Source organism: Mucilaginibacter gilvus (assembly GCF_004054195.1).
Taxonomy (GTDB): Bacteria; Bacteroidota; Bacteroidia; order Sphingobacteriales; family Sphingobacteriaceae; genus Mucilaginibacter; species Mucilaginibacter gilvus.
The window spans coordinates 329,268-353,903 of sequence record NZ_SBIW01000006.1 but is presented as its reverse complement, the minus strand read 5'-3'; the positions used below and the strand labels follow the sequence as shown (position 1 = coordinate 353,903).

Sequence of the window (24,636 nt, the reverse complement as noted above, 5' to 3'; positions counted from 1 at the left end):
GTTACCCCGAAAATCTATCACAAAAAAAGCAGCACAATTTGTGCTGCTCTCCATTATTTAAAAATCGTTTCGTTAGTTCGACGCCGGTTTTGCGGGTTCTTTTTCCTTCACCGTCAAGTCGAGCGCGTTGCTCACCTTCTCATTCAGTAAGGCCAGTTCAACTACTTCCTTCATATCGGTTACGTAGTGGAACTTCAGATCCTTTATGTAATCTTCCTTGATCTCGAGGATATCTTTCTGGTTGGATTTGCAGAGAATGATCTCTTTGATATTGGCACGTTTTGCTGCGAGGATCTTCTCTTTGATACCACCTACAGGGAGTACACGGCCGCGCAAGGTGATCTCGCCTGTCATGGCTAGATGTGGTTTTAGCTTACGCTGTGTAAATGCCGAAACCAGGGCGGTAAGCATGGTAACACCAGCCGATGGGCCATCCTTAGGGGTAGCGCCGGCCGGTACGTGTACATGTACATCCCATTGTTCAAACAGTTTTGGGTTGATATCGAAAGCGGCTGCGTGCGCCCTTAAATAAGCTAAGGCAATGGTTACCGATTCCTTCATTACATCGCCCAAACTACCGGTTAAGGTAAGTTTACCGTTACCCGGGCTCAAGCTCGATTCGATGAACAGGATATCACCACCAACGGATGTCCAGGCTAAGCCTGTCACTACACCCGCTATGTCGTTGTTTTCGTAAAGATCTTTATCATAAAAAGGCGCGCCCAATATTTTTACCACGTCTTTTTTATTCACCGCCGGGTTGTATTCCTCTTCCATGGCAATGTTTTTGGCTACGCCACGTACTACCGAACCAATCCTTTTTTCCAGCGCGCGTACGCCCGACTCGCGGGTATAGTCTTCTATCAGCCGCTCTACTATCTCATTTTTGATCACTACCTGCTTCGCGTTCAAACCATGGGCTTCGCGCTGTTTGGGTACCAGGTGGCGTTTGGCTATCTCTATCTTTTCTTCGATGGTGTAACCGTTCACTTCGATGATCTCCATTCTGTCTAACAGAGCTGGTTGGATGCTGCTCAGCGAGTTTGCGGTAGCAATGAACATAACGTTGGACAGATCGAAATCCATCTCCACGTAGTTATCATAGAAGGTGCTGTTCTGTTCAGGGTCCAGTACCTCTAAAAGAGCAGAAGATGGGTCGCCACGGAAATCGTTGCTTACTTTATCTATCTCATCCAAAATAAATACCGGGTTTGCCGCGCCGGCTTTCTTTACCGACTGGATGATCCTGCCCGGCATAGCGCCGATATAGGTTTTGCGGTGACCGCGAATTTCTGCCTCATCGCGTACGCCGCCAAGGGCCATACGTACGTATTTGCGACCCAAAGCTTTGGCGATTGATTTACCCAGGGAGGTTTTACCAACTCCCGGAGGGCCAACCAAACAAAGGATAGGCGCTTTCATGTCGTGCTTCAACTTGAGCACGGCAAGGTACTCTATGATGCGTTGTTTTACTTTATCGAGGCCAAAGTGGTCCTTATCCAGCACCTTTTGGGCGCGTTTAAGGTCGAAGTTGTCTTTAGTAAACTCATTCCATGGCAGATCGATCAACAGCTCCAAATAATTTATCTGCACCGAATAATCTGCGGCGGCAGGGTTGGTGCGGGTAAGTTTTTCCAGCTCTTTGGCAAACTGGGTTTTAACTTCTTTGCTCCACTTTTTCTTTAAGGCACGCTGGCGCAGATTCTCTATCTCGAGGTCGGGAGAGGTGCCGCCGAGTTCTTCCTGTATAGTTTTTAACTGTTGATTCAGGAAATAATCGCGCTGCTGTTTGTCCAGGTCAACCCGTACTTTGGTTTGGATCTGGTTCTTCAGTTCCAGCATCTGCAGGTCTAAAGTCAAATGTTCCAGCACCATGTTCACCCTGTCGCGCAGGCTGGCGGTTTCCAGCAGGTCTTGCTTGGCTGCCATATCCGCGTTCATATTGGATGATATGAAGTTGATGAGGAAGTTGGTGCTCTCGATATTACGGATAGCAATACCGGCCTCGCTCGGAATATTCGGCGAAAGCTGGATAATATTCATAGCCATATCCTTTACAGACGATACCATGGCTTTAAACTCTTTATCTTCTTTTGGTTTTATCTCTTTAAAAGGCTCCAAAGTAGCTTTGATGTAGGGCTCGCTTTGTACTTCGTCCTTTAAAATAAAACGCTTTTTACCCTGTAGTATCACGGTAGTATTACCGTCGGGCATTTGCAGCATTTTGATAATGAGCGCAATAGTGCCCACGCGGTGCAGCTGACTAAAGTTAGGGTCTTCTACACTTACATCCTGTTGTGCCACTACGCCAATAAGGCGCTTGCCTTTGTTGGCATCGCGGATGAGCTTGATAGATTTATCGCGACCTACGGTAATAGGGATGACAACACCAGGGAATAAAACGGTATTGCGAAGCGGAAGTATGGGTAAAATTTCGGGAACCTGCTCGTTATTCATCTCCTCCTCATCCTCTGACGACATCAGCGGAAAGAACTCGGAATCTTCGTTTATAGCAGCAGTATTTTTAAAATCAAACGGATCGAAAGTCATTAATCACCTTGTTTAATGATAGCGCAACGTCATATTGTCAGCCGCCGGAAACATCCTGCGCATTAAATAGGGGTTAACTACCAGTTTTATATATACAAATATACTATTTCAAGCACTATGCCAATATAGGGTTATTTGATTGGGTATTTTGCCTGCGCCTGTAACTGTTTGATTTATTAGACGTTGCAATGCGCAAAAAGTTTCAGAGGGAATTATGGGGAGGAGGTGAATAGTGGAAAAAAAGTCATGCTTTTTAGGAATATAGTTTCAGTTGAAAATTTTCTGTTTGAAGTCGCAATTTGCGACCTCAAGTTGGGGCGGTCGCAGATATCCGCCTTACGCATTTACCGAACACGGCGTTTTAATGTTATCAAGCGTGTTAAACAGCAAGCAAACTATACAGGTGAATATCCAGGTGATGCGGATATTTACATGTAACCGCCAAATGTTTATTGATAATACCGATCTGCGCTTGCATGTTGAGAAGATAAAAACCAAATTGGATAACCAGGATAAAAATATGGAACTTGTGTTTCAATACCTGGGTGAATTGACAGAGAAAAAAGATGAACCAAGAATACGCAATAGGATAGGCTACAAGCCCGATATCCTTTAAGCCGTCACTCCCCATTATTTCCAACAAAAAGTACGCGCTTAGTATAATATTTTATACTATTGCAAGTTACTATAGTACAAATTCGTTACACAAGGCAGGCTTTTAATGAGGTTCGCAACAATAATTTCTCTTTTTGTAATTACTTCGCTCGAGGCATCGGCACAAAATGCCTATGTGAAAATGGGCCAGCAAGCCTTTATGGATGGCAATTTTAAGGCTGCCGTTGCACAGTTAGAGAAAGCCTGTTTAATAGATTCTACCAACGCCAATGCTTACTGGATGCTTGGTTACTCTTACTATCACAGCGAAAACTACCGAAAATCCATCGCCGCTTATTCAAAGGCAATTTTTATAAACCCGGTTGACGCAACTGCCTATTATTACAGGGCACGCGCCAAAGGCTATTTGGGTAAGGATAGTTTCCTCTCGCCTGATGAGCGGGAAAAATACTTGCTTGGCGCTATCTTCGATCTCACCAAGGCTATTGCCATAGATCCGTCGCAGCAAACAAAAAGTTACCAAACCCGCGCATTAGCTTACCGCGAATACGGCATGTTTAAGCTGATCTCCAGCCAGAAAAATTACGATAAGGTGCGTGGTATTAATTCTTTACGCGCTTCGGTTGCCGATTTGGAAAAGGTATTGGCCGAAAACCCCGGTCGGTCGGATATTTCTACGCTGCTGGATGTTTCTAAGGAGAAGCTGGCCAGCGCTACCGGCAAGCACTAATTAAAACTCGCCTTTAATGAGGTAATTATTTCCACTCATCACTTTTACCTTTTGGTCTTTCTCTATTAAATAGTACTCCCCGGGCACATAAAGTAGCTTTTCGGTAGTGGTATAGAGCAGGTTATGGATGTTGTTGAGGATGTACAGCCGCGTTACTTTTCCATTGTTTTTATGGATCACAATTTCACGGGTTTTCAGTTCCGGGAATTTGGCTTTATACATCAGGCTGTCGGTATTTTCTGTTACCGCGTAGCTGTCTTTCCAGGCGGGTTTGTTAATGTCTGATGAGGTGAACAAGCCAAACTCCTGCCCCCAGTTGGCTATTTTAACCGTTTTAGTTTCGCTTTCGCCGTTGTGGGTAACGGTTTTTTTGATGTTCGGGTTCAGTTTTACCAAATGGACCGAATCCGTTTTAAAAAATTCCTTCAGATCGAAGTATTTTAACGTGGCGCCGGTTTCTTTAATTTCCGGTTTACAGGCGTACCATGTGCATAAAAGCAGCAGGCCGCCTGTAAAAAGGATATATTTTGAAAAGGGTTTATACCAATACATTACCAGTCATTTCTGCGGGGATGGGTACGCCTATCATGCTTAAAATGGTTGGCGCAATATCGCCCAGCTTGCCATCTTTTACCGCTTTTACATCGCTGTCAATCACAATGCAAGGCACCAGGTTGGTGGTATGCGCGGTGTTTGGCGATCCATCGTCGTTGATCATGTAATCGGCGTTACCGTGGTCGGCAATGATGATGAACGAGTATCCATGTGCCAGGCCCGTTTCTACTACAGCTTTGGTGCAGGCATCGGCAGTTTCAGCAGCCTTAACAACGGCGCTGAATACACCGGTATGGCCCACCATATCGGTATTGGCAAAGTTCAAACAAACAAAATCGGGCCATTCGGCAATCAGTTCGGGGATGATAGCATCGCGGATGCCAGCGGCATTCATTTCCGGCTGCAGATCGTAAGTAGCCACTTTTGGCGATGGCGCTAATAAGCGTTTCTCGTTAATGAATTCCTTTTCGCGGCCACCGCTGAAGAAGAATGTTACGTGTGGATATTTCTCTGTTTCGGCTATGCGAATCTGGTTTTTACCGGCACTTTCTAAAACCTCGCCCAAAGTTTGGCTCAGGTCGTCCTTACGGAAAACTACGCTTACGTTTTTAAAGGTTTCGTCGTACGAGGTCATGGTTACGTACTTCACATTCAGCGGGTGCATATTGTACTCCGGGAATGCTTTTTGCGTAAGAGCCAGCGAAATTTCGCGGCCCCTGTCTGTACGGAAGTTGAAGCAGATCACCACATCGCCTTCTTTTATTACGGCAACGGGTTTGCCATCGTTATCAACCTTAACTATCGGCAGTACAAATTCATCGGTAACGCCCGCGTCGTACGATTTTTGGATGGAAGCTACGATATCCTGGGATGCCTCGCCTTCGCCGTTCACCATCAGGTCGTACGCCTTTTTAACGCGCTCCCAGCGGTTATCGCGGTCCATGGCATAGTAGCGTCCAATAGCCGAAGCTAATTGAGCAGGGGTGGAAGCGATATGTTGGTTTAATTCATCTATAAAAGCCAAACCGGAGTTAGGGTCGGTATCGCGGCCATCCAAAAAGGCATGTATAAACACTTTATCCAATCCTAATTGTGTGGTGGCATCTACCAGGCCTATTACGTGTTTAATGTGGGCATGTACGCCGCCATCGCTCACCAGGCCTATCAGGTGTACATCTTTATCGTTAGCCTTAGCATAGTTAAATGCTTCCAGCAGGGTTTCGTTCTGTACAAATTCGTTATCAATAACGGCTTTGTTTATGCGGCCCAGTTCCTGGTAAACTACACGGCCGGCGCCTAAATTCATGTGCCCCACTTCCGAGTTGCCCATTTGTCCTTCGGGAAGGCCCACCGCAAGTCCTGAGGCCTCCAGTTTGGAATTTGGATAATTGGCTATCATCGAATCGAAAAATGGCGTGTTAGCGGCCAGTATAGCGTTCGATTCGTCCTGGCGGCCGTAACCCCAGCCATCGAGTATTATTAATGCAACTTTTTTTCTGTTTTCCACAATGCAAATATAAAAGCAACGTTTAAACATTATAATTTAAAAACTGGTTTATTTTTTTGTGCAACCTTTTTTTAGTTTATTGGTCATATATATGATGAAACTAAAATATTTGCCCATCCTGGTACTCCTTTACCTGGTACCTTCTGTTTGTTTAGCCGGCCCTATAGATAAAATAGCCGACCTAATAAAGCAGGGGAACGCGCACGAACTATCTAAATTTTTTGCGGCCAGTATTGATATCACCGTTTTAGAGAATACCAACGTGTACTCCAAAACACAGGCGGAGCTCATCCTCGAGAAATTCTTTAAAGAAAACAAGCCGCTATCGGCCACTGTGTTGCATCGCGTAAATTCCAGTGCCACATTTAATTACACTGTTCTTTTGCTTAATACCGATAAAGGGAAGTACCGTGTTGCCTACACCATGAAGGAGGTTGAAAAAGAAATGGTGGTGATTGAACTTCGCATCGAAACTGAAAAAACCTAATTACTCATCAATTGTTCTTACTTTTGAAACTCAAAATTTAAAGGTTTGGACAAACAATTTATACACCAATTTATAGTAAATGCTTTAAGTGAGGATGTTGGCGATGGCGACCATACATCCTTAGCTACTATTGAAGCCGGCACACAGGGAAAAGCGAAACTTTTAGTTAAAGATACCGGGATACTGGCGGGCGTTGAACTGGCCAAAGAGATCTTCGAAGTGGTTGACCCCAACTTGCAGCTGGAAGTATTTTTGAATGACGGTGCCGAGGTGAAACCCAAAGATATTGCCTTCATTGTATCCGGCGATGCCCAAAACATCCTGAAAGCCGAACGGCTGGTGCTTAACTGTATGCAGCGCATGAGCGGCATAGCCACCAAAACCAACGAAATTGTAGACCTGCTGCAAGGCACTAATACCAAAGTTTTAGATACCCGCAAAACTACCCCGGGATTACGTTACCTGGAGAAATGGGCCGTACGCATTGGCGGCGGTGTAAACCACCGAATAGGGCTGTACGACATGATCCTGATCAAGGATAACCATGTGGATTACTCCGGCGGTATAAGGCAGGCTATTGAGAACGCTAACCATTATTTAGAGCAAACCGGCAAGAAACTGGCCATTGAAATTGAGGTACGAAACCTCGACGAGTTGGAACAGGTATTGCAAACGGGCAAGGTAAATCGTATTTTGCTGGATAATTTTGATTTTGACAGTTTGCGACAGGCTGTTAGCATGATAGAAGGCCGGTACATTACCGAAGCTTCGGGCGGTATAACTATCGATAACATACGCGATTATGCCGATTGCGGTGTAGACTACGTGTCAGTTGGGGCGCTTACACACTCGGTAAAAAGTTTAGACCTAAGTTTGAAAGCTGTTAAATTATAAATGAATATATTGCGGTATATAACATCAATTTAATATTATTGCAGGCAGATGCTATCAATCTACTCCATTTTAGCGCTTATTCTTGCTTATTGTTTCGGTTCTATCCCTACGGCTGTATGGATAGGGCAGGCCTTTTACAACATTGATGTTAGGGAATATGGCAGCGGAAACGCAGGCGCCACCAACACATTCAGGGTTTTAGGTAAAAAGGCGGGCATCCCGGTGATGCTGCTGGATATCCTTAAAGGATGGACGGCCACCAACCTGGCCTACATCATAGGTGTATCTACTACCGGCGCTTACCATTCCGTGGCTTTTACCAATTATTCGCTTGCTTTGGGTGTAGCAGCCGTTATGGGCCACTTGTTCCCTATTTTCGCGGGGTTTAGAGGTGGTAAAGGCGTGGCCACGCTTTTTGGAATGATATTGGCTATTAACCTACAGGCATCTTTACTTTGTGTGCTTGTTTTTTTAGTGGTGTTGCTGTTAACGCAATATGTGTCATTAGCATCAATTTCGGCAGGTTTTATATATCCCATCGGCGTAACATTTATATTCCCGGTGACTATTAAATCGGTCGTTATTTATGGGATGTGTATATTTTTGCTGATTTTAGTTACCCATCAAAAAAATATAGAACGATTATTAAGAGGTAAAGAGTCGAAAGTTAATTTATTCAAGAAAAAATCAACCGCCTAAATTACCATGAAAACACTTAGACCCTTACTGATTGCTGTTATTGCAGCATTTACGTTTTACTCATGTTCTACTGTGCCGCTTACCGGCCGCTCGCAATTGTCATTGGTTAGCGATGACCAGATAAACCCTGCCGCGGCTGCCAGCTACAAAGAATTATTATCGAGCCCAGCTACAAAAGTTGTTACCAGCGGCACCGATGCCCAGCGTGTTAAGCGCATTGGCGGCCAGTTAGCCATTGCCATTGAAAAGTATTTAAACGCCAATGGCTATGCCAACCAGTACAGCTTTGCATGGGAATTTAACCTGATACAAAGCCCCGAGATAAACGCATGGTGTATGCCGGGTGGTAAGGTTGCCGTTTATAGCGGCTTATTGCCGGTTGCGCAAACAGACGCGGGTTTAGCCGTAGTTATGGGCCACGAAATTGGCCATGCCATTGCCCGCCACTCTGCAGAACGTATGTCGCAACAGTTGGCATTGCAAGCCGGTGGTACCGCAGTTGGTGCAGCTACTGGTAATAAATCTGCAGCAACGCAGGCTATTATAGGGCAGCTATACGGCGTAGGTGGCCAGTTAGCTTTGTTGAAATATTCGAGAGGGCAGGAATCAGAAGCTGACCGTTTAGGGCTAACCTTTATGGCCATGGCCGGTTACGACCCGCGCCAGGCAGTTGCTTTTTGGCAACGCATGGCGGCCCAAAACAAAGGTGGTAGCCCGCCCGAGTTTTTAAGCACCCACCCATCTGATGCTACCCGTATTGCTAACCTGCAAAGTTTAATACCCGAAGCAATGAAGTATTATAAAGGGAAATAATAAACACGAATTTCACGAATTAGGCGATCTACACGAAGTGGATCGGCTTAATTCAAAGAACAAAGGCATAAAGATTTATTTCTGAGTGCCTTTTTTTATTTAGCGCGGGTAAGCACAAATTGGTGGTTAAAAGTGTTTGATTTTTAATTCGTGAAATTAGTTTTCATCAGTGAAATTCGTGTCGATATGTCTAAATCCCGCTTTCTTACCGCTCAATGGAAAAACCTGGTGATGCTGAACTACGAGGTGCCACCTGAGATACTAAAACCCTATCTGCCTGCAGGCACGGAAATAGACCTCTGGGAGGGCAAAGCTTTGGTGAGCATGGTAGGCTTTCTATTTAAGGAAACCCGTGTTCTGGGTATTAAATGGCCTTTCCATGTAAATTTTGAAGAGGTGAACCTGCGTTTTTACGTGCGGCATTTTGATGGTAAGGAGTGGAAACGCGGAGCCGTTTTTGTAAGCGAGATAGTGCCTAAAAGACTAATTACGGTAATTGCCAATACGTTGTATAAAGAGCACTACAGCTGTTTTCCCATGCGGCATTCTATCACTAAAGAAGGCCCTAACCACACCCGATTTTTATACGAGTGGAAGGTAAAAGGCCGTTGGAATAAGCTTGGTGCTGCGGTACGCAACGCCCTGGTTAAAATAGAACCTGGCAGCCCCGAAGAATTTATTTTTGAGCATTACTGGGGCTATAACCGCCTCAACGATTATAAAACCATGCAGTACCAGGTAGAGCACATTGCCTGGCAGGTAGCCGAAGTAAATGATTATATTTTTGATGCGGATATAGCCGAGCTATACGGCGAGGAATTTGTGCCCTATCTTTCTGTGAAACCATTCTCGGCTTTTTGGGCAAATGGGTCAGATATAGCGGTTAGGATAGGGGATAAGTTGGTGGTACCTCCAGCACTCCCAAAATAGCTTTTGCCTTTAGCAGGCATTCCTCGTACTCCCTTTCCGGGTCGGCGTGGTAGGTGATGGCGCTGCCTACGTGGAAGGATAAGTATTTTTCGGCAGAGTTGTATAGCAGCGTGCGGATCACCACGTTAAAATCAAAATCATCATCCGGGCTAAAATAACCTATTGCACCGGAATATACGCCGCGCTTACTGCGCTCGTACTGTTCCATCAGTTTCATTGCGCTTATTTTGGGGGCACCAGTCATGCTACCCATAGGGAAAGTGTTTTTAACGGCCTCTACGGGGCTCATATCGTCCCTTATCTCGCATAGCACGGTTGATACCATCTGGTGTACCTGCTTAAAGCTATGGATGCCAAATAGCTCGGCGGTTTTAACCGTGCCGGGTTTTGCAGAATGGGTAAGGTCGTTGCGCACGAGGTCTACTATCATTACATTTTCCTGTAACTCTTTGGGGTGGTTACGGAGTTCGGTCTTAATATGCTGATCTACAATGCTGTCATCATCCCGCCGTGCTGTGCCTTTTATTGGTTGGGAGATGAGTTGATTACCACGTTTGGCTAAAAACCTTTCGGGCGAGGCGCAGATAATATAATTGCCCTTCCATTTAAAAAACGAGGAGAAGGGGTTGGGTGAGGATCTGTTTAACTTGTTGAAGATGCTAAGCGGATCTATTTCTGCACTCTCCGCGTAAAACTCCTGGCAAAAATTGGTTACGTAAATATCGCCGCGCACAATGTGAGCCTTTATTTTTTCTACCGCATTGCTGTATTCCGCTTTGCTGAAACGGGATTGAAGATCTACCGACGGTGGTGCCGATCCTGAACTTTCCACGGGTTTGAATCTCTCCACCTTTTGATAGACCTCCGCTTCATTCTCCCCAATTATCTCTACCTTGTTTTTATTGATGGTAATAACGATCTCGGGCGCAAAAAAATAAAGCTCGGGGAAGTGCAGCCCGTCCGTGTTGTGGGACGATAAATTCTCTACCTCGTTCTTGAGATCGTATCCGATAAAACCGGTGATAAAACCGTGGTTTTCCTTACGAAAATTTGCGAGTTTTTCGAAATTTTCACCGTTTTTTGGGTCGATATCTTGCTTTATTCCAACGAAAATTAACGCGTCAAATTTACCGTAAGGGTCGGCGTAGTTGTTGCTGTCGAGATAACACATCGTGTCGAAAGTATTTGCCCAGGCAAGTGCTTTTTGTTTGAAAAGTTGTACGTCGGTGGGCTCGAATATCACAAGGCAAAGATAAATAACAGGAAAAGAAAAAGGCTCCGATTATTGGAGCCTCTTGAAATTTATTAAGCGTTCCGGTGAGGACACCGGAAATGGGGTGTTAGTATTTTTCTCCCATTGGAGGTGTCTCACCACCAATTTTTAGTGCAATACCAAAGTTTGCTTTCTGTCTGGTCCTACAGATAGCCATTTTACAGGTACGCCCAGTTCGGCTTCCAGGTAATCAATGTAGTTTTGCAGTTTCTCAGGGATCTCGTTCAATTCGGTAATGCCGGTAAGGTCTTCATTCCAGCCGTCAATTTCTTTCAGAACCGGGTGCGCGTCTACTGAGCAAATATCATACGGCATGTAGTCTATCTGTTCGCCTAAGTAATTGTAATGGGTACAAGCGTAAATTTTATCGAAACCACTCAACACATCAGCCTTGGTCATTACCAATTGGGTAACACCGTTCAGCATAATGGCATACTTGAGGGCAGGCAGGTCTATCCAGCCAGTACGGCGTGGTCTGCCTGTAGTTGCGCCAAATTCGTGGCCTATACGGCGCAGTTCTTCGCCGGTTTCGTCATTCAGTTCCGTAGGGAAGGGGCCGCCGCCTACACGGGTGCAATAAGCTTTAAAAATACCTATCACATCGCCAATCTGGCTTGGGGCAATACCCAAACCGGTACAAGCGCCTGCGGCGGTAGTATTCGACGAGGTAACAAACGGGTAAGAACCGAAGTCGATATCCAGCATAGCGCCTTGTGCGCCTTCTGCCAGTACTTTTTTGCCGTCCTTAATGTAATTGTTCACCAAGTGCTCGCTATCCACCAGTGGGAATTGTTTAATGAACTCTATCGCTTCAAAAAACAGAGCCTCACGCTCGCTAAAATCGGCTACTTCGCCGTACATGGCTTGCAGCATAGAGGTATGCTTATCAACCAGCTTTTGGTAGCGCTCTTTAAAATCGGGCAGGGTGATATCGCCGATACGTAAACCGTTGCGGCCGGTTTTATCCATATAAGTTGGGCCGATACCTTTTAGGGTAGACCCAATTTTGCCATCGCCCATTTTCTTTTCAGAAGCGGCATCAAGTAATTGGTGGGTAGGTAATATCAGGTGCGCCTTTTTGGCGATCATTAAATTCTTTTTAGCCAGCAGGTCGTGCCCGGCATCTTTCAGCTTATCAATTTCCTTTTTAAGCGTGATGGGGTCTATAACCACACCATTACCTATCAGGTTCATGGTGTTATCAAAAAATATACCCGAAGGGATGGTATTTAAAACAAACTTTTTGCCTTCAAACTCTAAGGTATGCCCTGCATTAGGGCCGCCCTGGAAACGGGCTATGAGGTCGTAACCTGCACTTAGTACATCAACAATTTTACCTTTACCTTCATCGCCCCATTGGAGGCCTAATAATACGTCAACAGCCATTAATTAATTTCTTTTCGTAATAATTCTTAAAATGATTCTATTAGGGATACAGTTTATTGCGCTCTCCTGTCGCAGAAGCCCGCGCGCAGTTTTTCGCAGTTACCGTATAGGTTCAGCGAGTGGTGCTTAATTTCAAACTTTAAAATATCGCCCATCATGCTTTGTATCTGCTGAATGCGCGGATCGCAAAACTCTACCACCTTACCACAATCGATGCAGATGATATGGTCGTGCTGTTTATAGCCGTACGATTTCTCGAACTGAGCCATGTTTTTGCCGAACTGGTGTTTGGTAACCAAATCGCACGATACTAAAAGTTCTAAAGTGTTGTATACCGTGGCGCGGCTTACGCGGTATTTTTTGTTCTTCATGTGGATGTATAAACTCTCCACATCAAAATGGTCGCTGCGGGAGTAGATCTCCTCCAGTATGGCAAAACGCTCGGGTGTTTTCCTGAGGCTCTTGTTTTCGAGGTAAGCCTCAAAAATCTTCTTTACCAATGCAATGGTTTCCTGTACAGGCATAATGTTAAATTAACCCTCCAAAGGTATTAATAAAAAATATAAAGTAACGATAAGAAACAAGATCAAGAGCCAGGAATCAAGACATCGCTCCCAATCAAATCTCTTGTTTCTTGCTTCTTATCTTTTGATTCTCGCTTTTAAGACGCTTTCTCTATCGCCGAATCAAACCGTTCTACCGACGTAATGCCTTTAATCTGCAATATCTCTTTGGTAAGGTTGTTCAAATGCTCGGTATCATTCACGTAAATCATTATCGATCCTTCAAAAATACCATTGTCACTATCTACCGTAATAGAGCGGATGTTCACCTTAAAATCGTTTGATATCACCGTGGTGAGCTTGTTGATCAACCCAACCTCGTCAATACCACGGATGCGCATCCCGGTTAAAAAGGCCAGTTCCAGTTGTTTGGTCCATTTGGCTTTCACAATACGGTAGCCATAATTGGCCATCAGTTTGGCAGCATTAGGGCAGTTGGTGCGGTGGATCTTGATGCCGTCGCTCACGGTTACAAAGCCAAATACATCATCACCCGGGATAGGGTTACAACAGTTGCTCAACTTGTAATCTATCTTTTGCAGGTCCTCGCCAAAAAGCAGTACATCGCTATCCTTAGTTTTTATGTTGCGTACCAGGCTTTGCAGTTGCTCGTTCTCAATCTTATCCTGCGGTTTGTTCTCAATAACTTTTTCGGATGCCTGGTATTCTTTCAGGTCCTTCATATCTATCAGGCCCTTTGCTACATTGTAGAACAGGTCCTGGGTTGAGGCAAGCTTAAAAAAGTAGCTCAGCTTATGAATATTTTCGGAGTTGTAAGTGATCTTTAGGGATTTTAGTTTACGCTCCAGTATTTCCTTACCATCCTCGGCTACTTTGCGTTTTTCTTCTTTTAAGGCCGATTTTATTTTGGCTTTAGCCTTAGCCGTAACCACAATACTCAACCAATCCTCCTTAGGCGTTTGCTTGCCCGAGGTGATGATCTCCACCTGGTCGCCGTTTTGCAGTTTATAGCTTAGCGGTACCAGCTTATGGTTCACCTTGGCGCCAATACAGGTGGCGCCCACATCGGTGTGAATCTCAAAAGCAAAATCAAGCGCGGTAGCACTCAGGGGTAGTTGTATTAAAGCGCCCTTGGGGGTGAAGATGAAGATCTCGTCGCTAAAGAGGTTCATCTTAAAATCATCCAAAAAGTCCAGCGCGTTGGAGTCGGGGTTTTTTAGCATATCGCGTACCTTTTGTACCCATTGGTCCAGGCCGCTATCGGTAGATGATTCTTTATACTTCCAGTGCGCCGCGAAACCTTTTTCGGCAATTTCGTTCATCCGTTTGGTACGGATCTGCACCTCTACCCATTGCCCGCGTGGACCCATTACGGTGGTGTGCAAGCTTTCGTATCCGTTTGCTTTTGGCGAAGAGATCCAATCGCGCAGCCTGTCGGGGTTGGGGCGATACAGGTCGGTAATAATAGAATAAGCCTTCCAGCAATCCGCTTTTTCGCTTTCGGGCGTACTGTCTAAGATGATCCGGATGGCAAAAAGATCGTACACCTCCTCAAAGGGGATCGATTTCTTTTTCATCTTGTTCCAGATGGAGTGGATAGATTTTGGCCTGCCGAAGATATCAGCGTGCAGATCCTGGTCTGATACCACTTTTTTTACCGGCTCCACAAAATCGCGGATGAATTTTTCGCGCTCGGTCTTTTTCTCGTTCAATTTAGCTTTGATGAACGAGTACATATCGCGCTCCATGTATTTCATGGAGAGATCTTCCAATTCTGACTTTATGGCATAAAGCCCCAGCCGGTGTGCCAGCGGTGCATACAGGTATACGGTTTCTGAGGAGAGTTTCAGCTGCTTATCGCGCGGCATAAACTCCATTGTACGCATATTGTGCAGCCTGTCGGCCAGTTTTATCAGTATCACCCTTACATCATCGGCAAGGGTAAGCAGCATTTTCCTAAAGTTCTCTGCTTGCAGCGAGCTATTAGTATCAAATACGCCCGATATTTTAGTTAAACCATCAATAATTTTGGCCACTTTTTTACCAAATTCCAGCTCTATATCCTCCAGGGTAACATCAGTATCTTCCACCACATCGTGCAGCAGCGCACATACAATGGATGTGGTACCCAGGCCTATCTCTTCGGCGGCTATCTGGGCCACGGCAATAGGGTGGTATATATAAGGCTCGCCGCTTTTACGGCGCATATCTTTGTGGCTTTCCAGCGCCATATCAAACGCCTTGCGTATCATGCGTTTATCGCCCTTTTGCAGGGTAGATTTACTTGCACGCAACAACGCACGGTAACGTTTTAGTATTTCCGTTTTCTCGGCTTCCAGGTCAATCACTAAATCTTTCATGTGTCAGCGTAAGTACTATATAATATCACCAACTTGCAACAATATTTATTATTGCCGGTTGTTATAAAATAATGGAATAAAATGCGTTAATTTTGTGTTCAAGTAAAAATATGAAAATTATTGCTTCTCTGCTTGTATTTTGTTGCTTATGTGGCGCTTTAAAGGCGCAGGTAGAGAAAACTGCCCCGCCGGTTATACTTGGCAAAAATGATACCATCAAAACGCTGATGACAAAGCTTGATGGCGAATTGGTGCCCTGGATAGTTACGCCCGAGGTACGCATTGTAGATACCCGTATTTTTGCAAGCGCGCAGGACAGAGCAAATTTTTACCGTTTACGATATAACGTAATGAAAGTGTTGCCTTACGCGCAGTTTGCGGGCAAGCGCTATCGTCAACTACAGCGCGATTTAGCTTTAACTGCCGATAAAAAACAGCAGAAAGCGTTAATGAAGGCTTGCGAAACCGAGATCAAAGACATTTTTAATAAACAAATTAAAGACCTCACCATTACACAGGGCGAGGTATTGATAAAACTCATTAACCGCGAAACGGGTAACACCAGTTACGCCATGGTTAAGGAACTTAAAGGCGGCTTTAACGCCTTTGTGATACAATCGGTAGCGAAAATTTTTGGGCACGACCTGAAGGAAACTTACGACCGAGAGGAGCAGCGGGATATCGAATCGATACTACAAACCGCGGGCTACAATCCCAGCTATAATTAATGGACAACAAAAATATTTACGGGTTTAACGTTAACGCGTTAGATGGCGAGCCTATCAGCCTGAGCGACTATAAAGACAAAATACTGCTGATTGTAAACATCGCGTCGGAATGTGGTTTTACACCACAGCTGAAAGACCTGGTTGCGTTAAAAACCGAATTTGCGCCGCAGGGGTTTGATATCCTTGCCTTCCCATCTAACGATTTTGGCGGACAGGAACCTTTAGAAGGGCAGGCCATTGCCACCTTTTGCAGCAATTACGGTAAAAATTTCCCGGTGTTTGATAAGATAAGGGTACGCGGCCCATATGCCGACCCACTTTACAAATTTTTGAGCGAGAAGAAAGAGAACGGCGTGCTTAACTCCGTTCCCCGCTGGAACTTTCACAAGTATTTAATAAACAGGGATGGCGCGGTTGTTGATTACTTTTTTCCGTTCACCAGCCCAACTTCCTCCAAGATCAGGAAAAAGATCCAGCGCCTGTTAGCTGTGGCTGATCAATAATTAGAATAATTTTATGCCGAAATTAGACATATTAGTTTTGCCGGTACACCCGGACGACGCCGAACTTGGTTGTGCCGGCGTGATACTGAAACACATTGCCCTTGGCCACAAAGTTGGCATTGCCGACCTTACCCGCGGCGAACTGGGCACCCGCGGCACCGCAGAAATTCGCGACCAGGAAGCCGCTAAAGCCGCAGAAATTTTAGGTTTAACCGTTCGCGAAAACCTGGAACTGCCCGATGGCTTTTTTGAGAACAGCAAAGAATACCAGTTAAAAGTGATAGCCGCTATACGCAAATACCAGCCCGATATTGTTATAACCAATGCCTACCACGACCGCCACCCCGATCATGGCCGCGCCAATGAACTGGTAGAGGCCGCTTCATTTTTAGCAGGCCTGCGCCGGATAGAAACGCTTGGTGCCGATGGCCAGCCGCAAGAGCCATGGCGCCCGGGCCAGGTGCTGCACTTTATACAGGACCGCTACATTAAGCCGGATATTTTGGTAGATGTTACCGAATATTGGGAGAAAAAGATAGCCAGCGTTTACGCTTACGCCTCGCAGTTCCACAACCCCGATTATAATGAGGACGAGCCGCAAACCTACATTTCATCGCCCGATTTTATTGAGCAGATAAACGGCCGCGGGCGAGAGTTCGGTAAAAGCATCAACGCCAAATACGCCGAAGGTTTTACATCCAGGAAGATATTGGGGGTGGATAATTTGAAGGAGTTGAGGTAAGAAGGTGGTTGATTTCGGATTTCGGATGTTCGATTTCGGATTTATTTGTTTGCCACTATGAACTATGAACAACACAAATAAGGCCGCTCATTACTGAACGGCCTTATTTGTTTTTTTAAACGCCTACGTATTCAAAGCGGTTGTGTTCGTTGCTTCTTTCGCGCTTCAGTTTGTTCTCTTTGGCAAGCTTTAGCAGGATGCCCGATAGCTCTGAAGTTTTGAAATCCGAGTCGAACTTGTCTTTGCAATATTCGGCAATGGAGGATATCGAGTGCGGTGTCCTGAAGAAATCGCTCGAAAGCAATTGGTTCAGTACCTTGGTGGCACCCGGTTTTTTACGCCTTTGTACGGTAAGGCTTTGTTCGTCGTCATTTTCACCCCTGGGCTTACGGCCCCTCTTATTGAAAATTTCTGATCCTTCCGTTTCCACCCTCTCTATTTCCATAATCTCGTCTAATAGCCTGTCTACAACTCTTACTTGTACGGCTTCAGACTGGAAAGAATTAACAACTTCGGCAATCTCCACCAGTTGTTTTTTTAATTTTTCAATGTGTCTGTTCATTCTAAAATAGTACTCTTGTTTTGATATTAATATAAGTTAATGTGTTACAATGCGTTAAATAAATTGCGTGTTCGTGTACGCATTATATAATAGTTAATAATATATATAATAACGTTAAAGTGCGATTATAGTATATTCCAAACAAAAAAAGCGCCTGTTCTTAACAAAACAGGCGCCTGTAGCGATATTATTACATTGATATTATAGGGAGGGCAATATTTTTTCGATGTTATATAAACCCTCGTCTATGTGTTCTTTTTCGATGATAAGTGCCGGGCGGAAACGGATAGTGCGATCGCCGCAACCGAGGTACATGATGTTGTTTTCCAGTCCCTTATCAATAAATGCACCACGGGAGGCAGCATCCGGAAAATCAAACGCGGTTAGTAAACCCTTGCCGCGTACGTTAGTAACCAGGCCGCTTTTATCCGCTATTTTTTGTAGTCCGTTTTGCAGGTAGGTACCAGTTTCGGCTGCCTTGGCGCATAATCCGTCCTCTTCAATAATTTCCATAATTTTTGCCGAACGAACCATATCCACCAAACTGCCACCCCAAGTGGAGTTGATACGCGATGAGATCTTGAAAACGTTACCTTCTATCTCGTCTACCCGGTTACTTACCAGTATGCCGCAAACCTGCATTTTTTTACCAAAGGCTACGATATCCGGTCGGGCTTTTTCGCCAAAGTGCTGGTGCAGCCAAAACTTGCCGCTTAGCCCTACACCGGTTTGCACTTCATCGTAGATCAGCATGGCTTCGTACTCGTCGCCAATTTGCCGTAATTGCTCCAAAAACTCCTGGCGCACGTGCTTATCGCCACCTTCGGACAGGATAGGTTCGATGATGATGGCGCAGATATCGTCCGGGTTATTAGCAAAGGCGGTGCGGATCTCGGCTATAGATCTGGCCTCGCGGGCGGCCAGGTCAACAATATTATTCTCATTCAGCGGGAAATGGATCTCGGGCAGCGATACCCTCGGCCAATCAAACTTAGCGAACCATTTGGTTTTTACGGGCTGGGTGTTGGTTAAGCTTAAAGTATAACCCGAGCGGCCGTGAAAGGCGTTCTCGAAGTGTAAAACCTTATGGCCTTTTTCCTGCGTATGGCCCTTGGCAAAGTTCTTTTGCACCTTCCAGTCCATAGCTACTTTAAGGGCGTTCTCAATAGCCAAACTACCCCCGGCAATAAAAAAGGCATGTGGCAGGTAGTCGGGGATGCCTACACGACCAAATGTATCTACAAACTGCGCGTATTGCTCGGTATAGATGTCTGAGTTGGACGGGTTAGTTAGGGCCGCCAGCATCAGGTTCTTTTTAAAAGTTTCGTCGCCCAACATTTTGGGGTGGTTATAACCTAAGGGCACAGATGCAAAACAGGTAAAAAAATCCAGCAGGGTACGCTTGTTTTTGGCATCGTAGATGTGGACGCCCTGGCTTTTTTCCATATCAAAAGTAAGGTCGAAACCATCGGCAAGAATATGTTTGCTGAGAGTAGCCTGTACGTTCTGAGGGGTGATTTGTAGTTGGCTCATAAGTATAATTTAGTTTTAACAAATCTAACAAAAAGGGCTAAATAACAATAATTTAAAGGTTTTTGAACCGATTGACGAAAAAGTAACTTTAAATTAGCTAAACATAGTTTTTGTACTGGAATGGCGATTAGTATAGCATGTGCGGATGTGAAAATATGCAGATGTGCAGATTTTTTACTCCGAAAATTGATGTTTTTATGAGATTCGCTATATAGTGTTTGCAACCTTTAAATCCGCGAGCCTCTGAACGGTGAAATGACAAAGAGCGTAGGGTCATTCTGAGCTTGTCGAAGGACGGGCGGTTGGCCAGCCCGCTATGGTTCGACAGGCTCACCATGACCCACCACACAATTTGTCTTGGTTAGGCAGTATGCAAGGAGATGTTCGGATTTTCATCTGCATATTTGCACATCCAAAGCCTAAAACTTCTCCCTCATTCCCAATAAACCCAACAACCCGCCGGTGTGGATGGCAAGGATACGACTGCCGGGTTGGAAGTGATCTTTTGCAGCCAGATCATATATAGCATACATCATCTTGGCAGTATAAACAGGCTCAATCAAAATCCCTGTTTTGCCGACAAATTGTTTAATAAAACCAATTAGGTCCGGCGTGGTTTTGGCATATCCGCAGAAGTGGTAGTGGAGGTGCAGATCGTAATCAACCGGCGAACTTAGGTATTTGTCAATCTCGACCTTTATAAAACCACCATTCTTAAAAACGGAGATGGCGTTAAAACGGGTGTTTAAATGGTGCTGCACGATGCCGTTTATCAAACCCGCCGCGGTGGTGCCGGTTCCGCAGGCACAGAAGATGTGCTGGTAGGGTTCGGTAAGTTCGCCAATCAGTTCGCTACAGCCTTTAGCTGCCTCGGTGGAGGCTCCACCCTCGTCTATAAAAAAGGCGTTAATATCGCCTCCGAAATATTGAGTAAATAAGGCGGGTTTATCGCGGTAGCTGTCCCTGTCGGTGAAAATTATTTGCATGCCATGCAGGCGGCACATAAAAAGGGTATCGTTCTGCACTTCCTCGCCCCGCACAAAACCAGTGGAGTTGAAGCCGAATTTAGCCGCTACTGCTGCGGTGGCCAGCAAATGATTGGAGTACGCGCCGCCAAAGGTTACCAGTTGGGTTTTGGCCTCATCCCGCGCTTTTTGTAGTATATATTTAAGCTTACGCCATTTATTGCCCGATATAAGAGGATGAATCATATCATCGCGTTTGATAAAAACCTCGATTCCTTTTGCGGCAAATAATTCATCATGAATTTGCTGGATAGGGCTATAGATATCGAGGTGGATGCTCATGGAGGGCGAAAATACAAAAAAGTAGCCCCCCAGCCCCCTGAAGGGAGAGCTTTTGATTTGCGAGATTGAAAAATCCCCCTTCAGGGGGTTAGGGGGCTTGGTTTGTTTTTTCTTACTTTTGCGCCATGGCGATAGAGGACACCCAATTATTAGAAAGCGACGAGCAGGATTTGTTTGAACACTTGCGCGTGGTGGTTGATAAGGGGCAATCGCTGTTGCGGATTGATAAATTTTTAATGCACCGCGTGGAGAACGCGTCGCGCAATCGCATCCAGAATGCTATCGAAGCGGGTAATGTGCTCCTAAACGATAAGCCTGTCAAGGCCAGCTACAAGGTTAAACCAATGGACGTGATCTCCGTTGTGCTGCCACACCCGCCACGCGATACCAAAGTTTACCCCGAAAACCTGCCCATCAATATTGTTTACGAAGATAACGACGTGCTTATTGTGAATAAGGAAGCCGGCATGGTGGTGCATCCTGGCTATAATAACTATACCGGCACGCTGGTGAACGCGCTGGTATACCATTTTCAGCAATTACCAACCCTGCCGGGGAACGATGGCCGCCCGGGATTGGTGCATCGCATTGATAAAGATACATCGGGCCTGCTACTCATCAGCAAGAATGAGCGCAGCATGAATTACCTGGCCAAGCAATTTTACGATCATACCATCAATCGCAGATACCTTGCACTGGCATGGGGAGATATTGCGGAGGACGGCACCGTGACTGGTTATATTGGCCGCAGTGTAAACGACCGCCGCGTAATGTCCATCTACGATGATCCGGAGAAGGGCAAATGGGCCGTTACACACTACAAAGTGCTGGAACGCATGGGTTATGTCACCCTGATAGAATGCAAGCTGGAAACCGGCCGTACGCACCAGATCCGCGCGCATATGCGGCACATAGGGCATCCCTTGTTTAGCGATGCCATGTACGGCGGTGATAAAATTTTAAAGGGAACGGTGTTTAGCAAATACCGCCAGTTTGTAGAAAATTGTTTCGAGATAATGCCGCGGCAGGCCTTACATGCGCAGTCGCTGGGCTTTTTGCAGCCCTCCCTAAAAAAAGATATTTATTTTGAAGCACCCTTACCGCTTGATTTTGAAACTGTTTTAGAAAAGTGGCGCAAGTACAGCGCAACAGATATTAGAAATGAGAATTGAGATATGAGAAAAAAGCTGCATTATTATCGGTTGATGCCAAAATAAAAGGTAATAATTTGATAATTTTTTAAGTTTGCGAATGTTAATAAAGGAAGCTTGTCTTGAAACTAATATCGCAAGACCTATACATGTCACGGGAGCTAATCTCACATCTCACATCTAATATCTCAAATCTGCCCATGTCTGCCAGGTACATCAATTTTAACGGCGAAATACTCCCTGAGGATAGCATATTACTTACCATTGCCAACCGTGGTTTTAAGTATGGCGACGGCCTGTTTGAGAGCATGCGCCTGATGAAGGGCAAACTGCAATTTGCCGAACTGCACGCCGAGCGCCTGCAGCGCGGAATGAAGGCGCTAAAAATAGATGGCTATTCGCAAGCTGACACCTGGTTTCTGCGCGAACAGGTGGAGCAGCTTGGTCGCCGCAATAAAATTCGCCATGGCCGGGTCCGCCTCACCGTTTACCGCGAGGCGGAAGGCTTATATACACCTACTCAAAATAAAATGGGCTTTTGCCTGGAAATAAGCCCGCTGGATGAGCCCCGCTATTTTTTGAACGAGCGCGGGCTGATCATGGATATCTATAGCGAATTGCCGAAACCACTGAATTACCTATCCACCATAAAAACCTGTAATTCGTTGCTGTATGTAATGGCGGGACTTTTTAAACAGCAAAACAAGCTGGATGAAGTTTTTTTACTGAATGCGAACGGCTTTTTATGCGAAGCAGGTGCCGCCAATATTTTTGTGTGGTACCAAAACCACCTGTACACCCCGGCGCTTAGCGAGGGCTGCGTAGAAGGTGTAATGCGGCAGGTGGTGATAAAACTTGCCCAGGATAACGATATCCCCGTCACCGAGGCCCAAATAAATCCTGAAATATTAAACGAAGCCGACGAGGTATTTTTAACCAACGCCACCAGCGGCATCCAATGGGTAATGGGTTACGGCGTAAAGCGCTATTTTAACCGGGTAAGTAAAGGCTTGATGGATGAGTTGAATAAGTTGTAGATATTACCAGTCCTTACCGCCCTTTATGTCATTTCGATGAGCGGGCTGGGTAGGAGCAGGCGGGCGAGGAGAAATCTTAGAGGCCATGCATCCAAACTATGCAGGTAGGATACAGGCAGGGCGTCAACAGGCACAGCGTACAAGATTTTTTCCCTTCGGTCAAGAGATAGTTCTCATCGCTGCGCTTCGTTCGAAATGAAATGGTGCAGGAAATTTACCCTTCCACAACCTCTTCTTTTATTCCTGCCAATATCCGATCCCATAAAGCTAACCTTGCCTGCAATGCAGCTTTAACAGCCTGCGTTGCTTCTGCCCATTTGCTATCATCGTTGCCGCAAAGTTCGGCTGTCATTTGGTAGGCGAGCTGGGAGTGGTGGTCACCATCTACTTCAATATGGCGCTCCAGGTAGTAAAGCAGAATATCTACTTTGCCGGGTAGCTGGCCGTTAAGTTTCTTAACCATCTCTATAAACATGCCCGGGATCAGGTCTTCGCGACCGAATGTGAACACAGCGGCTGTAAGATGGCTTTTACCGGCACCTATCACATCAAAGGTGTGACTTACAAATTCGCGGGCGGCGACAGGCATCTCGGCATTCGCTAAAGCGTCAATTACATTTGGATAGATGCTTAATTGCTCAAATAAAGAAAGTATAGCCGAGGCATCACATCCCGCCTGTTCCATCGCTTTTAAATATAATTCGAAATGGCTGATACGTTCGCCGGTATGGTCCACATCGCTTTCTTCGCCGGTAACTATCTCGTTGATAAGATAGCGGGTATTGGCATTGCCAACGGGCATCCAGGGCAGAGTAGTGCAGGTTAAATTTTGCTGAAGGGCTTTCAGTAGCGACATAAAATCCCATACGGCAAATATGTGGTGCTGCATAAAGATGTGCAGATCCTCAACGGTATTAATGTTATGGTAAAGCTCGTGTGCAATGAGTTGCCCGCGGAGCGGTTCGATTTCGTGTTTTAGCTGTGTAATTCTTGCGTCCAGTTCGGTCATGGTAGAAAAATAAACGGCAAAAGTAAGGTTTTGGATGCAAATGGAAGCTGAAGAGCGTGTTAAATTACACAGCCCAGCGCGAGAAACTGAATCTCCTTACCCATTTTCCATCAACTAACTTGAAAATACAAACAAAGCCTTGGTCGCTTCTATTTAAGCCGATAATGGCATAATCAAGTTTTTTAGAAAAAACCGGTTTGCTAAAGTTGTAGAACTGTTTTCCTTCAAGCGGTATATAATTTTCATATCGTTCCTCGCCTTTTTTTTGCGCGATAGCCATCTGTTTTTCCGACATGTTTTTTTTGTAGGAATAACAGGTATAATGCCATTATCCATTAATTTATTAATAACAGAATCGGGTGTAGTATAACTTACAATGTTACTTATTTTGTAGCTGTAGCTATATTTATATAGTGGCTTTTTCAGGCATCTGGCATTTGCCAAATTATAATTCTTCCAATCGATGGATGTTGTATCTGTTTTTATTAATGCAATTAATTCGTCCAACGGAACGTCTGCCAGCCGCTCTTTTTCGTTTTTAAATTCGTAGATATCCCAATCATCAGAATTTAAACTTTCACCTTTTTCATATAGGTAGTAGAATTTAGCTTTCGGGTTCACAATTTCTTTGTAAGCCGCACTAACCAGTGTTTTAATTAATGAGTCGGTATTGGTCTGAGAATAGCCTTTCACAGACAGCGCAATAAATAGAATGACAGCTATCCATTGTCTCATAACAAA

The 24,636-nt window shown here is 45.2% G+C and carries 24 protein-coding genes; 12 read left to right on the top strand and 12 right to left on the bottom strand.

The annotated features are described in order from the left end of the window. Positions 1-72: 72 nt before the first annotated feature. Complete coding sequence (gene lon / locus EPL05_RS13775) at positions 73-2,550, bottom strand: endopeptidase La (protein ID WP_128534549.1); 2,478 nt, start codon at positions 2,548-2,550, stop codon at positions 73-75. A gap of 271 nt (positions 2,551-2,821) precedes the next feature. On the opposite strand from lon, the gene EPL05_RS13770 reads away from it, so the two are divergent. After that, the gene (locus EPL05_RS13770; protein WP_128534548.1) at positions 2,822-3,166 is read left to right on the top strand and encodes an ORF6N domain-containing protein; all 345 of its coding nucleotides are present in this window, start codon (positions 2,822-2,824) and stop codon (positions 3,164-3,166) included. 105 nt (positions 3,167-3,271) lie between these two features. Further along, complete coding sequence (locus EPL05_RS13765) at positions 3,272-3,895, top strand: tetratricopeptide repeat protein (RefSeq protein ID WP_128534547.1); 624 nt, start codon at positions 3,272-3,274, stop codon at positions 3,893-3,895. Here EPL05_RS13765 and EPL05_RS13760 read toward each other — a convergent pair whose 3' ends face one another. Together EPL05_RS13760 and gpmI are read right to left on the bottom strand one after the other, a co-directional pair. After that, positions 3,896-4,447, bottom strand: a complete 552-nt coding sequence (locus EPL05_RS13760; RefSeq protein WP_128534546.1) for a hypothetical protein — start codon at positions 4,445-4,447, stop codon at positions 3,896-3,898. After that, positions 4,434-5,987 (bottom strand): 2,3-bisphosphoglycerate-independent phosphoglycerate mutase, encoded by a 1,554-nt coding sequence (gene gpmI / locus EPL05_RS13755; RefSeq protein WP_128534545.1) that lies wholly within the window; start codon positions 5,985-5,987, stop codon positions 4,434-4,436. Before gpmI ends, EPL05_RS13760 begins: the two co-directional genes overlap by 14 nt. Positions 5,988-6,048: 61 nt before the next feature. On the opposite strand from gpmI, the gene EPL05_RS13750 reads away from it, so the two are divergent. The 5 genes from EPL05_RS13750 to EPL05_RS13730 all read left to right on the top strand — a co-directional run bounded on the left by EPL05_RS13750 (position 6,049) and on the right by EPL05_RS13730 (position 9,780). Further along, the gene (locus EPL05_RS13750) at positions 6,049-6,444 is read left to right on the top strand and encodes a DUF4783 domain-containing protein (RefSeq protein WP_128534544.1); all 396 of its coding nucleotides are present in this window, start codon (positions 6,049-6,051) and stop codon (positions 6,442-6,444) included. A gap of 45 nt (positions 6,445-6,489) precedes the next feature. Next, positions 6,490-7,338, top strand: a complete 849-nt coding sequence (nadC, locus tag EPL05_RS13745) for a carboxylating nicotinate-nucleotide diphosphorylase (RefSeq protein WP_128534543.1) — start codon at positions 6,490-6,492, stop codon at positions 7,336-7,338. 48 nt (positions 7,339-7,386) lie between these two features. After that, on the top strand, positions 7,387-8,037 hold the full coding sequence (gene plsY, locus EPL05_RS13740; protein WP_128534542.1) for a glycerol-3-phosphate 1-O-acyltransferase PlsY: 651 nt from the start codon (positions 7,387-7,389) through the stop codon (positions 8,035-8,037). 6 nt (positions 8,038-8,043) lie between these two features. Then, entirely contained in the window at positions 8,044-8,850 is an 807-nt protein-coding gene (locus tag EPL05_RS13735; RefSeq protein WP_128534541.1) for a M48 family metallopeptidase, read from the top strand. A 186-nt stretch (positions 8,851-9,036) separates the two neighbouring features. Beyond that, on the top strand, positions 9,037-9,780 hold the full coding sequence (locus EPL05_RS13730; protein ID WP_128534540.1) for a YqjF family protein: 744 nt from the start codon (positions 9,037-9,039) through the stop codon (positions 9,778-9,780). Here the strand turns inward: EPL05_RS13730 and EPL05_RS13725 are convergent. The 4 genes from EPL05_RS13725 to EPL05_RS13710 form a co-directional block, all read right to left on the bottom strand. Next, positions 9,734-11,023 (bottom strand): anthranilate synthase component I family protein, encoded by a 1,290-nt coding sequence (locus EPL05_RS13725; protein WP_317127890.1) that lies wholly within the window; start codon positions 11,021-11,023, stop codon positions 9,734-9,736. The genes EPL05_RS13730 and EPL05_RS13725 overlap by 47 nt on opposite strands. Before the next feature lie 138 nt (positions 11,024-11,161). Continuing rightward, positions 11,162-12,439, bottom strand: a complete 1,278-nt coding sequence (locus tag EPL05_RS13720) for an adenylosuccinate synthase (RefSeq protein WP_128534539.1) — start codon at positions 12,437-12,439, stop codon at positions 11,162-11,164. Positions 12,440-12,492: 53 nt separating this feature from the next. Next, complete coding sequence (locus EPL05_RS13715) at positions 12,493-12,963, bottom strand: Fur family transcriptional regulator (protein ID WP_128534538.1); 471 nt, start codon at positions 12,961-12,963, stop codon at positions 12,493-12,495. A gap of 137 nt (positions 12,964-13,100) precedes the next feature. Next, positions 13,101-15,323 (bottom strand): RelA/SpoT family protein, encoded by a 2,223-nt coding sequence (locus tag EPL05_RS13710; protein ID WP_128534537.1) that lies wholly within the window; start codon positions 15,321-15,323, stop codon positions 13,101-13,103. 110 nt (positions 15,324-15,433) lie between these two features. On the opposite strand from EPL05_RS13710, the gene EPL05_RS13705 reads away from it, so the two are divergent. The 3 genes from EPL05_RS13705 to bshB1 are packed head-to-tail and all read left to right on the top strand — an operon-like array spanning position 15,434 to position 17,296. Then, positions 15,434-16,051, top strand: coding sequence for a DUF4294 domain-containing protein (locus EPL05_RS13705; protein WP_128534536.1), 618 nt, complete (start codon positions 15,434-15,436; stop codon positions 16,049-16,051). After that, entirely contained in the window at positions 16,051-16,554 is a 504-nt protein-coding gene (locus tag EPL05_RS13700; RefSeq protein ID WP_128534535.1) for a glutathione peroxidase, read from the top strand. The genes EPL05_RS13705 and EPL05_RS13700 overlap by 1 nt, the downstream gene beginning before the upstream one ends. A gap of 13 nt (positions 16,555-16,567) precedes the next feature. Beyond that, positions 16,568-17,296, top strand: coding sequence for a bacillithiol biosynthesis deacetylase BshB1 (bshB1, locus tag EPL05_RS13695; RefSeq protein WP_128534534.1), 729 nt, complete (start codon positions 16,568-16,570; stop codon positions 17,294-17,296). A gap of 115 nt (positions 17,297-17,411) precedes the next feature. Here the strand turns inward: bshB1 and EPL05_RS13690 are convergent, their stop codons facing one another. The 3 genes from EPL05_RS13690 to EPL05_RS13680 all read right to left on the bottom strand — a co-directional run bounded on the left by EPL05_RS13690 (position 17,412) and on the right by EPL05_RS13680 (position 20,698). Further along, positions 17,412-17,858 carry a hypothetical protein gene (locus EPL05_RS13690; protein ID WP_128534533.1) on the bottom strand — a complete coding sequence of 149 codons (447 nt, stop codon included), beginning with the start codon at positions 17,856-17,858 and terminating at the stop codon, positions 17,412-17,414. Positions 17,859-18,059: 201 nt separating this feature from the next. After that, positions 18,060-19,391: an L-lysine 6-transaminase gene (gene lat, locus EPL05_RS13685; RefSeq protein WP_128534532.1), complete on the bottom strand. Its 1,332-nt coding sequence runs from the start codon at positions 19,389-19,391 to the stop codon at positions 18,060-18,062. A gap of 419 nt (positions 19,392-19,810) precedes the next feature. Beyond that, the gene (locus EPL05_RS13680) at positions 19,811-20,698 is read right to left on the bottom strand and encodes a 1-aminocyclopropane-1-carboxylate deaminase/D-cysteine desulfhydrase (protein WP_128534531.1); all 888 of its coding nucleotides are present in this window, start codon (positions 20,696-20,698) and stop codon (positions 19,811-19,813) included. A 125-nt stretch (positions 20,699-20,823) separates the two neighbouring features. Between EPL05_RS13680 and EPL05_RS13675 the strand changes: the two genes are divergently transcribed. Together EPL05_RS13675 and EPL05_RS13670 are read left to right on the top strand one after the other, a co-directional pair. Continuing rightward, positions 20,824-21,870: an RluA family pseudouridine synthase gene (locus EPL05_RS13675; RefSeq protein WP_128534530.1), complete on the top strand. Its 1,047-nt coding sequence runs from the start codon at positions 20,824-20,826 to the stop codon at positions 21,868-21,870. A gap of 179 nt (positions 21,871-22,049) precedes the next feature. Beyond that, positions 22,050-22,886: an aminotransferase class IV gene (locus EPL05_RS13670; RefSeq protein WP_128534529.1), complete on the top strand. Its 837-nt coding sequence runs from the start codon at positions 22,050-22,052 to the stop codon at positions 22,884-22,886. 214 nt (positions 22,887-23,100) lie between these two features. On the opposite strand, the gene EPL05_RS13665 is transcribed toward EPL05_RS13670, so the two are convergent. After that, entirely contained in the window at positions 23,101-23,895 is a 795-nt protein-coding gene (locus tag EPL05_RS13665; protein WP_128534528.1) for a DUF3050 domain-containing protein, read from the bottom strand. A gap of 153 nt (positions 23,896-24,048) precedes the next feature. After that, positions 24,049-24,630 carry a hypothetical protein gene (locus EPL05_RS13660; RefSeq protein ID WP_128534527.1) on the bottom strand — a complete coding sequence of 194 codons (582 nt, stop codon included), beginning with the start codon at positions 24,628-24,630 and terminating at the stop codon, positions 24,049-24,051. Positions 24,631-24,636: the final 6 nt, after the last annotated feature.

Excerpts from the sequence above, each read along its gene's own strand:
- lat (WP_128534532.1), bottom strand. The coding sequence starts at position 19,391 with ATGAGCCAACTACAAATCACCCCTCAGAACGTACAGGCTACTCTCAGC.
- EPL05_RS13735 (WP_128534541.1), top strand. The coding sequence starts at position 8,044 with ATGAAAACACTTAGACCCTTACTGATTGCTGTTATTGCAGCATTTACG.
- EPL05_RS13710 (WP_128534537.1), bottom strand. The coding sequence starts at position 15,323 with ATGAAAGATTTAGTGATTGACCTGGAAGCCGAGAAAACGGAAATACTA.
- EPL05_RS13665 (WP_128534528.1), bottom strand. The coding sequence starts at position 23,895 with ATGACCGAACTGGACGCAAGAATTACACAGCTAAAACACGAAATCGAA.
- EPL05_RS13700 (WP_128534535.1), top strand. The coding sequence starts at position 16,051 with ATGGACAACAAAAATATTTACGGGTTTAACGTTAACGCGTTAGATGGC.
- plsY (WP_128534542.1), top strand. The coding sequence starts at position 7,387 with ATGCTATCAATCTACTCCATTTTAGCGCTTATTCTTGCTTATTGTTTC.
- bshB1 (WP_128534534.1), top strand. The coding sequence starts at position 16,568 with ATGCCGAAATTAGACATATTAGTTTTGCCGGTACACCCGGACGACGCC.
- EPL05_RS13715 (WP_128534538.1), bottom strand. The coding sequence starts at position 12,963 with ATGCCTGTACAGGAAACCATTGCATTGGTAAAGAAGATTTTTGAGGCT.
- EPL05_RS13750 (WP_128534544.1), top strand. The coding sequence starts at position 6,049 with ATGATGAAACTAAAATATTTGCCCATCCTGGTACTCCTTTACCTGGTA.
- EPL05_RS13705 (WP_128534536.1), top strand. The coding sequence starts at position 15,434 with ATGAAAATTATTGCTTCTCTGCTTGTATTTTGTTGCTTATGTGGCGCT.
- EPL05_RS13720 (WP_128534539.1), bottom strand. The coding sequence starts at position 12,439 with ATGGCTGTTGACGTATTATTAGGCCTCCAATGGGGCGATGAAGGTAAA.
- EPL05_RS13730 (WP_128534540.1), top strand. The coding sequence starts at position 9,037 with ATGTCTAAATCCCGCTTTCTTACCGCTCAATGGAAAAACCTGGTGATG.
- EPL05_RS13680 (WP_128534531.1), bottom strand. The coding sequence starts at position 20,698 with ATGAGCATCCACCTCGATATCTATAGCCCTATCCAGCAAATTCATGAT.
- EPL05_RS13760 (WP_128534546.1), bottom strand. The coding sequence starts at position 4,447 with ATGTATTGGTATAAACCCTTTTCAAAATATATCCTTTTTACAGGCGGC.
- EPL05_RS13670 (WP_128534529.1), top strand. The coding sequence starts at position 22,050 with ATGTCTGCCAGGTACATCAATTTTAACGGCGAAATACTCCCTGAGGAT.
- EPL05_RS13690 (WP_128534533.1), bottom strand. The coding sequence starts at position 17,858 with ATGAACAGACACATTGAAAAATTAAAAAAACAACTGGTGGAGATTGCC.
- EPL05_RS13660 (WP_128534527.1), bottom strand. The coding sequence starts at position 24,630 with ATGAGACAATGGATAGCTGTCATTCTATTTATTGCGCTGTCTGTGAAA.
- EPL05_RS13675 (WP_128534530.1), top strand. The coding sequence starts at position 20,824 with ATGGCGATAGAGGACACCCAATTATTAGAAAGCGACGAGCAGGATTTG.
- lon (WP_128534549.1), bottom strand. The coding sequence starts at position 2,550 with ATGACTTTCGATCCGTTTGATTTTAAAAATACTGCTGCTATAAACGAA.
- EPL05_RS13765 (WP_128534547.1), top strand. The coding sequence starts at position 3,272 with ATGAGGTTCGCAACAATAATTTCTCTTTTTGTAATTACTTCGCTCGAG.
- gpmI (WP_128534545.1), bottom strand. The coding sequence starts at position 5,987 with ATGTTTAAACGTTGCTTTTATATTTGCATTGTGGAAAACAGAAAAAAA.